Annotated in this window: 10 protein-coding genes; 9 read left to right on the top strand and 1 reads right to left on the bottom strand. The window is 57.0% G+C overall.

The genetic code is table 11. The features are described 5' to 3' along the window. The first annotated feature begins 1 nt into the window (after position 1). From LJD17_RS16625 to LJD17_RS16660, 8 genes are all read left to right on the top strand, one after another. Positions 2–1,102 carry an ABC transporter ATP-binding protein gene (locus tag LJD17_RS16625; RefSeq protein WP_227385317.1) on the top strand — a complete coding sequence of 367 codons (1,101 nt, stop codon included), beginning with the start codon at positions 2–4 and terminating at the stop codon, positions 1,100–1,102. Beyond that, positions 1,099–1,995, top strand: a complete 897-nt coding sequence (locus LJD17_RS16630) for a carbohydrate ABC transporter permease (protein ID WP_227385318.1) — start codon at positions 1,099–1,101, stop codon at positions 1,993–1,995. The genes LJD17_RS16625 and LJD17_RS16630 overlap by 4 nt, the downstream gene beginning before the upstream one ends. Before the next feature lie 101 nt (positions 1,996–2,096). Continuing rightward, on the top strand, positions 2,097–2,873 hold the full coding sequence (locus LJD17_RS16635; RefSeq protein WP_227385414.1) for a carbohydrate ABC transporter permease: 777 nt from the start codon (positions 2,097–2,099) through the stop codon (positions 2,871–2,873). 13 nt (positions 2,874–2,886) lie between these two features. After that, a complete protein-coding gene (locus LJD17_RS16640) occupies positions 2,887–3,168 on the top strand; it encodes a DUF2160 domain-containing protein (RefSeq protein WP_227385319.1) in 282 nt (93 codons plus the stop codon). Positions 3,169–3,253: 85 nt separating this feature from the next. Continuing rightward, positions 3,254–5,008, top strand: coding sequence for an ABC transporter substrate-binding protein (locus LJD17_RS16645; protein ID WP_227385320.1), 1,755 nt, complete (start codon positions 3,254–3,256; stop codon positions 5,006–5,008). Positions 5,009–5,649: 641 nt separating this feature from the next. Then, the gene (locus LJD17_RS16650; RefSeq protein WP_227385321.1) at positions 5,650–6,528 is read left to right on the top strand and encodes an HlyD family efflux transporter periplasmic adaptor subunit; all 879 of its coding nucleotides are present in this window, start codon (positions 5,650–5,652) and stop codon (positions 6,526–6,528) included. Further along, positions 6,529–8,499: a glycosyltransferase family 2 protein gene (locus tag LJD17_RS16655; protein ID WP_227385322.1), complete on the top strand. Its 1,971-nt coding sequence runs from the start codon at positions 6,529–6,531 to the stop codon at positions 8,497–8,499. A gap of 17 nt (positions 8,500–8,516) precedes the next feature. Then, positions 8,517–9,620: a cache domain-containing protein gene (locus LJD17_RS16660; RefSeq protein ID WP_227385323.1), complete on the top strand. Its 1,104-nt coding sequence runs from the start codon at positions 8,517–8,519 to the stop codon at positions 9,618–9,620. A gap of 76 nt (positions 9,621–9,696) precedes the next feature. On the opposite strand, the gene LJD17_RS16665 is transcribed toward LJD17_RS16660, so the two are convergent. Beyond that, positions 9,697–10,401 (bottom strand): glutathione S-transferase N-terminal domain-containing protein, encoded by a 705-nt coding sequence (locus LJD17_RS16665; protein WP_227385324.1) that lies wholly within the window; start codon positions 10,399–10,401, stop codon positions 9,697–9,699. 284 nt (positions 10,402–10,685) lie between these two features. Here LJD17_RS16665 and LJD17_RS16670 point away from each other — a divergent pair, with 284 nt between their 5' ends. Next, positions 10,686–11,834, top strand: coding sequence for an amidohydrolase (locus LJD17_RS16670; RefSeq protein WP_227385325.1), 1,149 nt, complete (start codon positions 10,686–10,688; stop codon positions 11,832–11,834). Positions 11,835–11,982 lie beyond the last annotated feature (148 nt).

The raw sequence follows: 11,982 nt of genomic DNA on the forward strand, positions 1-11,982 counted from the left end.
CATGGCGCGGATCTCTCTGGACCATCTCGCCCACGCCTACAAACCGGATCCGCAAGGTCCTCAGGATTATGCACTCAAAGAAATCGATCACGTTTGGGAGCAAGGCGGAGCCTATGCGCTTCTGGGTCCGTCCGGTTGTGGCAAGACCACCCTTCTCAACATCATTTCAGGTCTCGTGCATCCTACTCGGGGTCGTATCCTTTTTGATGATCGGGACGTAACGGATCTGCGAACTGAGGAAAGGAATATCGCGCAGGTTTTCCAGTTCCCGGTTGTCTACGACACTATGACCGTTCGCGAGAATCTTGCCTTTCCACTCAAGAACAGAAATGTCCCGAGCAGTAAAATTGCCCCGCGAGTTGAAGAGATCGCGCGGCTTCTCGACCTCACACCTGTTCTGGACCGGAAGGCGAGTAACCTGACGGCCGATATGAAGCAGAAGATCTCATTGGGGCGGGGCTTGGTGCGGGCAGATGTGGCCGCAATTCTCTTTGACGAGCCTCTGACTGTGATCGACCCCCATCTGAAGTGGCAGCTGCGCTCGACTTTGAAGGAGATTCACCGCGCGCTCGATATTACCATGATTTATGTCACGCATGACCAGACCGAGGCGCTGACCTTTGCAGACAAGGTTGTCGTCATGCACGATGGCGCGGTGGTTCAGACCGGCACGCCGGAGGAGCTTTTCGAACGACCCGCTCACACTTTCGTCGGTCATTTCATCGGGTCGCCTGGGATGAATATACTGCCATGCCGTCTCGACGGCATGACGGCTTATATCGGCGATGACCCGGTGATCCTTCAGCGCACCTATCCCGAGCTCGCAAGTCAGCGACAAGTCGAACTTGGGATCAGGCCGGAATTCGTCAGCGTCCAACGGACTGGCAACGGATTGCCAGCTCGGCTCAAGCGCATCGACGATATCGGCCGAACGAGGATCGCACGGGTCGAGATGGCAGGACGTCAGCTTGCGGCAAGTGTGCCGGAGAACTTTTCCCTGGATGGCGATGAAGTATCGCTGATCATGGACCCGCATCGCATTCATATTTATGCAGATGGGCATCTGCTTCCCGGCGAGCCAACTACGGGGGGGCACCAGTGACCAAGACCCTGAATCACAAAGCTTGGTTCCTGGTGCTTCCGGTCTTCGCCGTTGTTGCATTTTCAGCAGTTCTGCCACTCATGACGGTCGTGAATTACTCCGTCCAGGATACCTTCGGCAACAATCAGTTCTTTTGGAATGGGGTCGCTTGGTTTCAGGACCTGCTCGATCCTTCGACGGAACTGGGAGGCCGGTTCTTTGGCGCCTTGTGGCGCACGCTGCTCTTCTCGGCCATTATTCTGACGATCGAGATCCCGCTTGGCATTCTGGTTGCTCTTTCCATGCCTCGTGAGGGGTGGCGAGTTGCGTTCTGCCTCGTATTGATGGCATTGCCGCTCTTGATCCCCTGGAATGTCGTCGGCACCATTTGGCAGGTTTTTGCGCGCAGCGACATCGGACTGCTTGGCTGGGTGGTTAATCACATGGGGATTGACTACAACTACACCGGACATTCGCTCGACGCGTGGATCACCATCATTGTCATGGATGTCTGGCATTGGACGAGCCTGGTTGCTCTCCTGTGCTACGCAGGACTGAAGTCCATTCCAGATGCCTATTATCAGGCGGCACGGATCGACGGAGCGTCCCGCTGGGCCGTCTTCCGTACGATCCAATTACCGAAGATGCGCCGTGTCCTGCTGATTGCGGTTCTTCTACGTTTCATGGATTCATTCATGATCTATACGGAGCCATTCGTTCTCACTGGTGGAGGACCTGGAAACGCCACGACCTTTTTGTCGATCGATCTCGTGAAGCTGGCGCTCGGGCAGTTCGACCTGGGCAAGGCCGCTGCGATGTCATTGGTCTATAACCTTATCATCCTGGTCATCTGCTGGATATTCTACACTGTCATGACCAATGTGGATGCAGACCGCGAAAGGCGTGAGGCGTGACGGAGAGCATTGTCATCGACCGCAGCAATACATCGGAACTCAGGGCGGATGCGGCCAATCGTGCCGCTTACCGTCAGAGGATCAATGGAAAAGCGGTCGTGATGACGGTCTACCTCGTATTTCTCATGCTCCCGATTTACTGGCTCGTGAATATGAGCCTGAAGACCAATATGGAGATTACGAGTGGGCTGACCCTGTGGCCACGTCAGCTGACGTTCGGCAATTATATCAAGATTTTTACAGACCAAAGCTGGTACTCGGGCTACATCAACTCGCTTACATACGTAATCATCAACACACTCCTGTCGATCTCGTTTGCTCTTCCGGCTGCTTATGCTTTCTCACGTTATCGCTTTCTCGGGGACAAGCATCTTTTCTTCTGGCTGCTGACCAACCGTATGGCTCCGCCCGCGGTTTTTGCCTTGCCTTTCTTCAACCTCTACTCCGCCATCGGGCTGTTCGACACTCCTTGGGCCGTGGCCCTCGCGCACTGCCTCTTCAATATTCCGCTTGCCGTTTGGATACTTGAAGGTTTTATGTCCGGTGTGCCACGGGAAATCGATGAAACGGCAGCGATCGACGGCTACTCGTTTCCTCATTTCTTTATAAAAATCTTCATGCCTCTCATCGCCAGTGGAATCGGAGTGGCCGCGTTCTTCTGCTTCATGTTTTCATGGGTTGAGTTGCTTCTGGCACGAACGCTGACAACCGTAAATGCAAAGCCGATTGCTGCTACGATGACCCGAACGGTCTCGGCTGCGGGAATGGACTGGGGCCTGCTTGCTGCAGCAGGAGTCCTCACGATCGTTCCGGGGGCTCTCGTGATCTGGTTCGTCCGGAACTACATCGCCAAGGGCTTTGCCTTGGGACGGGTTTAGAGGAGGGCACCCCATGTCTGATTTCGCATGGATGGCGTGGACATGGCAGACGGCACTCTTCTTTGCCGGCATCGCTTGCCTGCTTGCCGTCATGACCGCGGCCGCCATTTATTGGCCTGAAACGGAGCGGGTCGGGGTACTGCGCATTCCTACCACCCGCGGGGATCGTCTTTTTATCAGCTTGTTGGGGGCAGCATTCATTCACCTGGCATGGCTCGGCCTTGTTGGGCCTGATCTATGGTGGGCTTTTGGTCTATCTCTCGCCTATGCGGCGCTCGTGTTCCGCTATGTCTGAGATAGGCCCGGAAGACTCAGCGGCGGTGCGCCGGTGAGAACACTCGATCGAACAAAGAGGTCGATCGATCACGGGAGGAAGATCAATGGTGCCAAGATCGCGTCTCAGGCTTCTCGCTTCAGTAAGTGTTGCAGCAATGGCGCTCGGATCGAGCGTGGCCTTCGCAGGGATGGACGAGGCTCGCCGCTGGGTCGAGACCGAGTTCCAACCGTCAACGCTGTCGAAAGACGAGCAGTTGAAGGAGATGGAATGGTTCGTCAATGCGGCAAAGCCGTTTGCTGGTATGGAAATCAACGTCGTCTCGGAAACGATCACGACCCACGAGTATGAAGCTCGCACCCTCGCAAAGGCATTTTCCGAGATTACCGGGATAAAGCTGACCCACGACCTCATCCAGGAAGGTGACGTCGTGGAAAAGATCCAGACGCAGATGCAGTCTGGTCGCAATCTCTATGATGCTTGGGTCAACGATTCCGATCTCATCGGGACGCACTTCCGTTACAAGCAGGCAATCGCTCTCGATGATTGGATGGCGGGTGAGGGGAAGGACGTCACGTCTCCGACACTGGATGTGAACGACTTTATCGGAAAATCGTTCACGACTGCGCCGGACGGCAAGATGTATCAGCTTCCGGACCAACAATTCGCGAACGTGTACTGGTTCCGGTATGATTGGTTCCAGCGTCCGGATCTGAAGGAAAAATTCAAGGCGAAGTACGGCTATGATCTCGGTGTGCCGGTCAATTGGTCGGCCTATGAGGACATTGCCGAGTTCTTTACGAATGATGTCAAGGAAATCGACGGCGTCAAAGTCTATGGACACATGGACTACGGCAAGAAAGATCCATCGCTCGGCTGGCGCTTCACGGATGCCTGGCTCTCGATGGCAGGTAACGGTGATAAAGGCATTCCCAATGGTCTCCCTGTCGACGAGTGGGGGATACGCATGGAGGGGTGTCGCCCTGTTGGATCGTCGGTCGAGCGCGGCGGCGACACCAATGGTCCGGCAGCGGTCTACTCGATCGTAAAATATCTCGATTGGATGAAGAAATATGCTCCACCCCAAGCGAACGGCATGAACTTCTCCGAATCTGGCCCCGTTCCCGCTCAAGGCAATGTGGCTCAGCAGATCTTCTGGTACACAGCGTTTACCGCCGACATGGTGAAGCCCGGTCTGCCGGTGGTGAACCAGGACGGCACCCCGAAATGGCGGATGGCGCCGTCCCCGCACGGTTCTTATTGGAAGGAGGGGATGAAGCTTGGCTATCAGGATGCCGGATCCTGGACGCTTCTTAAATCCACGCCATTGGAGCGTCGCAAGGCAGCTTGGCTTTATGCCCAGTTCGTCACATCGAAAAGCGTCTCACTCAAGAAAAGCCATGTGGGACTGACCTTCATTCGTGAAAGCGACATTTGGGATAAGAGCTTTACGGACCGCGCGCCCAAGCTTGGCGGTCTCGTCGAGTTCTATCGCTCTCCTGCCCGCGTTCAATGGACGCCGACGGGCAATAATGTTCCGGATTATCCCAAGCTCGCGCAGCTCTGGTGGCAGAATATTGGCGATGCCGCTTCGGGAGCAAAGACCCCGCAGCAGGCTATGGACGCGCTGGCTGCTGCGCAGGATGACGTTCTTGGACGCCTTGAAAGAGCCAATGTGCAGGGGGAATGCGGTCCGAAGCTCAATCCAAAAACCTCCGCTGAGGAGTGGTTCAAGAAGGCGGAGGCATCCGGTCATATCGCACCACAGCGGAAACTGGCCGATGAGAAGCCTAAGGGTGAAACGGTCGACTACGATACTTTGATCAAGAGCTGGCCCGCTTCGCCCCCCAAGCGTAGCTGATCAGTGGGCGAGTTTAAAAAGAAATGAAAGAGGTGCCGGAGCATTGACAGCATGCTCCGGCACCATTTGTTCTGGATGAGGCATTCCTAGCAATGCGGTTATATTCCAACCAAGCAGGAACAAATGTTCCATGGTCGTGATTATTTCAAGGGATGATGCGCCTTGAAGGATTTCTCTGGATTAGTCAGAGAAATTTCTATGACTTGAGGCGAAGTTCGTCATGAAAGCCTTGATGAACGGCGATATTCGTAGGAAGGAATGGTAGATCCGAAATCGCCGCCTTGCGATCAACTCAGCTACACTTCCGCAGATCAATGACCCGCTTACGTATTTTCATCGGTGCGCTTCTCCTCCTCGGAGGGCTTTATATTGTTGTCGGCGAGCATCTTGCTGGAACGAGCGCGGACGCCACAGTGAATGCGCGCACATCCGTACTACGAGCGCCCGTGGAGGGCGTCGTGGCGTTCAGTGTTCGCAGTATCGGTGCGAGAATATCGCCTGAGGAAGCCGTCGCCCATATCACGGATGATCGCTTTGATACGGCTCGGCTGATCGATCTGGAGCGCGCTCAGTCTGCCCTCGAAATCGAACGCAAGCGCCTTGCAGCACAGATCGCGGCTGTCTCGGATGCTCGTAAGATCATGCAGACGCAAGCGAAGGACTATCAGGAAGGGCGTATCCGGCAGATCCAGTCGCGCATCGGAGAAGCGCAGGCCGCACAAGAATCCGCTGCGGCCAAGCTTCGAGAAGCCGACAGCGCCTTGAAGCGGACGATTTCTCTGAATGATCGTGGCCTGCAAACAAATATTACCCTCGATAAGGCCAAGGCCGACTACGACGTTGCACAGCAGGACATTCAAGGCGCGCAACAACGTTACAATTTTCTGACAACGGAACTTGCTGCGGCAAAAAACGGGGTCTTCATCGGAGATTCCTATAACGATGCTCCCTCGTCGACGCAGCGAATTCGTGAATTCGATCTCCGGCTTGCGGAACTCAATGCCGAGTCGCAGCAGGCCGAGATGCGTTTGAAGCTGAGCACGGAACAGATCGCCGCAGAGCGCCTCCGTGTGAACAAACTCACGGCGGCTGATCTGAATACAGAGAATCCCAGCATCGTCTGGAACTTCCTGGTCAGTGGTGGCGAATACGTCAATCGTGGACAAGACTTGATGCGGCTTGTCGATTGTTCGACCACCATGGTGACGGCAAGCGTCAGCGAGAGCGTCTACGCGCGCCTCAAAGTTGGGATGCCCGCGCAGTTCCGCCTGAATGCGGACAAAAGAGTGTTCGATGCCACAATTACCCGATTGGGTGGCTCCGGCGCATCCGGCCTTTATGCGACGCTCGCGATCGGGCCGAGCACGGAACACCTGACGCGGTTTGATGTGGCATTGGACGTGCCGGGGCTTTTGGAAGATCAGGAACTTGCCTGCGCTGTGGGAAGAACAGGGCGCGTTCTTTTCACCGGCGGTCCGCTGTCGGGTGTTCGTGAGACCCTGGCACGGTTCGGCTTCTAGATGCTGACGCTTGATATATATTGGTCGAGCTATGCTCTCGTCGCGGTTGTCGTGGGGCTCATTCTTCTCGTTGGGCCGCTTGCACGGAGATCCGATTCGTGGGTGCGAGTCTCGCTGCTCATCCTGACTACCGTTCTCGCCTGGCGGTATATGATCTGGCGGATCACTGCGACTGTTCCGCCATTCAGCTTTACCTTCGACGCTATCGCGAGCTGGGTCTTTCTCCTCATAGAGACCCTGGCGTTAGTATCTTCCACGTCCGCCTATTTCATATTAACGCGGCGAAAGGAGCGCCATCAGGAAGCTGATGCGAATGTCGGATGGTGGGGAGATAACCCTCCACAAGTCGACCTCTACATTGCAACGTACAACGAGGAGCGGGCTGTTCTTGAGCGAACGCTGGCTGGGGCACGGGCGATCGACTATCCGAGGCTGCGTGTCTTCGTGTTGGACGACGGCAGGAGAGAGTGGCTGACGGAACTCTGCCGCGAATACGGCGCCGAGCATCGGACGCGGCCGGATAATCATCACGCGAAAGCGGGAAACATCAATTATACGCTTATGCAGCGCCTTCAGGATGTTGATCCTCCGGCGTTCGCGGCGGTTCTCGACGCTGATTTTGTCCCTCACGCAAACTTCGTGAAGCGCGTTCTAGCGTTGTTTCATGATCCGAAGGTCGGCTTGGTTCAGACACCGCAGCATTTCTTCAATCCGGATCCGATTCAGCATAACCTTGGCATCGCGCAGGCCTATCCGGACGAGCAGCGCTTCTTCTTCGATCATCTCGAGCCGGCGCGGGACGGTTGGGGAGTCGCAGTTTGCTGCGGTACGTCCTCGATGGTTCGGATCGCGGGCGTCCAGAAAATCGGTGGACTTCCGACCGAAAGCGTGACGGAGGATTTCCTCCTGACGATCAGGTTGGATGAGAACGGCTATCGAACAGTCTATCTCAATGAGCCGCTGACTGAAGGGCTCGCACCAGAAGGCCTTCAGGAATACATCGTACAGCGCGGCCGTTGGTGTCTGGGAATGATGGAGATCATTCGGAACGTCTATAATCCTCTGGGCGGCAACCGTTTGAGGCTGATGCAACGCGTCAGCCTCATGGACTCGCTCATGTATTGGACGACGACGTTTCCCTTTCGCCTCATCAGCCTCGTTTGCCCATTGCTCTATTGGTATTTCGGGATCATCGTCGTCAATGCATCCGTGAGCGATGTCGTCTCGTATTACATGCCGTATTACTTCGCAGTTCTGTTTACGCTGAACTGGATTTCAGGCGGCCTGATCATGCCAATTCTCAACGATGTCTCACAGCTCCTGGCGGCTTGGCCGATCACACGGGCTGTCTGGATGGGGCTGTTCACTCCTGGCCCTCATAAATTCCGTGTCACGGCAAAGGGGGGCGACCGCACCAAGGCTGTGGTCCAATGGCCCATCATGAGGCCGTTTGCGATCCTGTTCGTTCTCACAATCCTTGGCCTTCTGCTGCCGCTGACCAACGACGTGCTCTTCAGTCACGTCAGTAAGGCCGGCGACGGTCTGCGGATTATTCTCTTCTGGACACTCTACAACCTTGCGGTGCTGACCGTGACGATGTTGGCATGCATCGAACGGCCGCGCGCTAACCGGCCTCAGAGAATTGTCACCGAGCAGGCACTGCTTTCCATTGGAATCAATCGTTTCTATGGCTGGATAACCGATCTCGGCATCGATCGCGCCCGGCTCCGCGGGCCTGCTGGGCTCAATGTCGGTGACCGAGGAACGATTGAACTGAAGGGGGTCGGCGAGGTCGGGGTGCGAGTGAGCGAGGCCGTCGCTGACGGCTATCTTCTCGACATACTCACGACACCTCAGCAATATCCGTTGTTATTGCGCAAGCTTCATACGGCGGATGCGGCACCCGGTACGACCCGGGGCGATCTGAGCGTCATGATCAAGAGTTGGGCGCGACTATTTGCATCGCGATAAAGTACGAGGGCTACCGGATGCGACTGAATCTCAAGTCTGCCATTTTTCTTGGCGGAGCCATTCTGGTGGTGATCCCGGCTCTCGCGTCCGGACTGTATTTCGCCAATACTCTGCAGCAAAGGGTCGAAACGACGAATACGAATCGCCTGCGCTCCCTAGGAGAGCTGGCTGCGGATCAACTGGCGCGCCGAATGCACCAGCTTTGGCGAGATGTCGAGGGCATGGCTCGTACGACTAATCTCGCGACACCGGAACACCTTCGGGATCAATTTTCCTTTTTGGCGCAGCTGGATCCTCGCTATTCCTGGGTCGGTGCCGCGACCATTGACGGCAAGGTGGTCGCCGCGGCTCAGGGGCTGCTTGAAGGGCAGAGCGTCGCGGAGCGCCCCTGGTTCCGGCGTGGCTTGAACGGCCCGTCGGCGAGCGATGTGCACGATGCCAAACTGCTTGAGAGATTGCTCCCAGCTAGCCCGCAACCACGTCGATTTGTGGATTTTTCCGCTCCCATCAAGTCTCAGGACGGCAACGTGACGGGAGTCATCGGAGCGCATTTCGATTGGAACTGGGTAGGAGAGAACATCGGTAGTCTCGCAACTCCGGGGGTCGATATTCTGCTGTTGTCACGGGACCGAACAGTTCTCTACGGACCTGCGGATCTGCAGGGAAAGAAACTCTCTGTGGGGTCGGCCATTGCAGCCGGGCAGGCGACATCTATCTCCCTTGACGAGCGGTGGCCCGATGGCCGTCAGTACGTGACAGCCGTTGTGCCGAATGTGCAGTTCCAGGACATGCCGAGTTTCGGTTGGAGTCTGATCGTGCGCGCTCGTGCGGATGAGGTCTTCGCCCCGGTCCGTGCACTGATCCGCTCGTTCTGGACGGTTCTTATCATCGGAATCCTGTGTACGCTTGTTCTTCTCTATCTTTTCGCTCAGTGGGTTTCCGTTCCGATCAGAAGACTTCTCGCCTCGGCCGATGCTCTGGCAAACGGCAGCGCCAACGAGCCGGTCTATGAGGAAACACGCTATGAGGAGGCGTCCAAGCTGGCCGCTGCGCTTGTCCGGTTGCAATCCCAGTCCATGCGTCCCTATCAGAAACGGACGACTTCCGTGACGTCCGATTGACTGTCGTAAAGACCGCTCATGTCGCGAGGGGCCACGAGCCCGGCAGCCTGATGCCGGGCTTTTCTGCTGCTCCGCGCTAGCCTCTCTTGGGGATATCCAATCCCCGCTGCACGGCAGGCCGCGCAAGTCCACGCTCCAGCCATGCCGGAACATGAGTCAGCGTGTCGAACTCCACCAATTCGCCCGCTCCGTAGAAACCTACGAGATTTCGGACCCAGCCAAGAAGTGAGATATCGGCAATGGTGAATTCGTCGCCCATGATCCACTGCCGCCCGTCGAGCCGCCCTTCGAGAACGCCAAGAAGGCGCTTGGATTCGGCGCGATAGCGCTTAAGTGGACGCTTGTCCTCGATCTCGCGGCCGGCGAACTTGTGGAAATACCCGAGCTGGCCGAACATGGGGCCGACCGCCGCCATCTGGAAGAACACCCACTGAATGGTCTCGTACCGCTGAGCGGGATCGCGCGGGAGGAGTTTGCCGGTTTTTTCGGCAAGGTAAAGCAAGATCGCGCCCGACTCGAACAATGCGAGCGGTTTTCCGTTAGGCCCATCCGGATCGATGATCGCCGGGATCTTCCCGTTGGGATTGAGCGACAGGTATTCAGGTATCCAGGTTTCGTTCTTTCCGATGTCGATCAGGTGCGGTTCGTAAGGCAGTCCGAGCTCCTCGAGGGCTATCGACACCTTCACCCCGTTTGGCGTCGGCAGAGAATAGAGTTGCAGCCGGTCGGGATGCTGCGCCGGCCAGCGCGTGGCGATGGGGAAGGACGAGAGATCTGACATTCAAAGCTCCATAGTGAGGAGCGCCATCCGGACCGAAGAGGATCTTTCCGTCAAGAGATGATTGTGCAAGGGGGTCTTGCAGCCTTGTCCCTGGCGTATCCCGGCTGTCCTGCTGAAGGTCCGATGTCCGGGATGCCGTGCCTGTCTGCGGCCCCATTCGTCCTGAGGGGCCGCCCTGGACTCTTCCCCGATCTTATGCCTGTTTTGCAGGAAGCCGGACCGGAGGAGGCTTGCTCCTCCTGTCCTCCAGGCACGGAGCGGTGGTTCCACATATCGAGGCTATCATGTTCCTGACAGACCAGGATATTGCCGGACTGACGACATGGCGGCGTGAGCTCCATCGGTTTCCGGAGCTGTCCCGCGAGGAAGCCGAGACGGCCCGGAAGGTTCGCGAGGTTCTTCTCTCGACAGGAGCGGACCGCATCGTCACCGATCTCGGCGGCCACGGGATCGCCGGTATTTACGAGGGCAACGAGCCCGGACCTACGGTCATGGTGCGTGCGGAACTCGATGGCCTGCCTATTCAAGAGATCTCGAGCATTGCCCATCGCTCGACGCTGCCGGGCAAAGCCCATCTTTGCGGTCATGACGGCCACATGACCATCCTGACCGCGCTGGCAATCGGCCTCGGCCGGCAGCGGCCCGTGCGAGGGCGCGCGGTTCTCATGTTCCAACCGGCGGAGGAAGACGGTTCCGGAGCAGCGGCCGTCGTCGCGGATCCGAAGTTTTCGGAGATCGTGCCCGATTTCGCCTTCGCTCTGCATAATCTTCCGGGGATGCCCTTTGGCAAAGTCGCCTTGACCGAGGGGCCCGTGAGTTGCGCTTCGATGGGAGTCCGCATCGTCCTGAGCGGGAAGACGGCGCATGCATCCATGCCTGAATTCGGAATCTCTCCGGTCGGCGCCATAGCGCAGCTAATTCCCGTCCTAAGGGCTCTCGGGCGCGGAGGCGTCCTCGACGAGAGCTTCGCGATGGTGACGGTGACGCATATAAGGGTTGGCGAGCCTGCTTTCGGCATTGCGCCAGCTCATGGGGAGATCTGGGCAACCCTGCGGACCCTGACCGATTCCGGGATGGAGTATCTGCGAACAAGAGCTGTCGAGGCGGCGGAGACGATTGCCCGTGATGCCAACCTGGGTTTGGATATCACTTACCACGACGTTTTTCGTCATTGCGAGAATGCGCCAGAGGCTGTCGCCCATCTCCGGCGGGCCCTTGAGGCAGAGGGCGTGCCGTATGATCGGGGCGACCTCCCCATGCGTCCGTCCGAAGATTTCGGCCGGTTCGGCGACTATGCGCCAGCGGCCATGTTCTTTCTCGGCGCCGGCGAAAATCACCCAAGTCTCCACAACCCCGACTACGATTTCCCGGATGAGCTGATCGGTATCGGAGCGCGCGTCTTTATGCGGACCCTCCGCGACATTCTGGGGTGAGGCGATCACCGCCCGCCACTTTCAGGCATTCGGATCCATGAATGCAGATCAACATTTCTTGCAGCATTGTATCTTTCAAAATTCGGGCTGCGCGGATCTAAGGTTGTAGAAGCACCAGAAGATCTCGTCCGTTCAGAAGATGCAAAAG

The organism is Microvirga rosea (assembly GCF_020595095.1).
GTDB classification, from domain to species: domain Bacteria; phylum Pseudomonadota; class Alphaproteobacteria; order Rhizobiales; family Beijerinckiaceae; genus Microvirga; species Microvirga rosea.

Coding starts and splice junctions, on each gene's coding strand:
- LJD17_RS16625 (WP_227385317.1), top strand. CDS start 2: ATGGCGCGGATCTCTCTGGACCATCTCGCCCACGCCTACAAACCGGAT.
- LJD17_RS16635 (WP_227385414.1), top strand. CDS start 2,097: ATGACGGTCTACCTCGTATTTCTCATGCTCCCGATTTACTGGCTCGTG.
- LJD17_RS16640 (WP_227385319.1), top strand. CDS start 2,887: ATGTCTGATTTCGCATGGATGGCGTGGACATGGCAGACGGCACTCTTC.
- LJD17_RS16645 (WP_227385320.1), top strand. CDS start 3,254: ATGGTGCCAAGATCGCGTCTCAGGCTTCTCGCTTCAGTAAGTGTTGCA.
- LJD17_RS16650 (WP_227385321.1), top strand. CDS start 5,650: ATGCAGACGCAAGCGAAGGACTATCAGGAAGGGCGTATCCGGCAGATC.
- LJD17_RS16655 (WP_227385322.1), top strand. CDS start 6,529: ATGCTGACGCTTGATATATATTGGTCGAGCTATGCTCTCGTCGCGGTT.
- LJD17_RS16660 (WP_227385323.1), top strand. CDS start 8,517: ATGCGACTGAATCTCAAGTCTGCCATTTTTCTTGGCGGAGCCATTCTG.
- LJD17_RS16665 (WP_227385324.1), bottom strand. CDS start 10,401: ATGTCAGATCTCTCGTCCTTCCCCATCGCCACGCGCTGGCCGGCGCAG.
- LJD17_RS16670 (WP_227385325.1), top strand. CDS start 10,686: ATGTTCCTGACAGACCAGGATATTGCCGGACTGACGACATGGCGGCGT.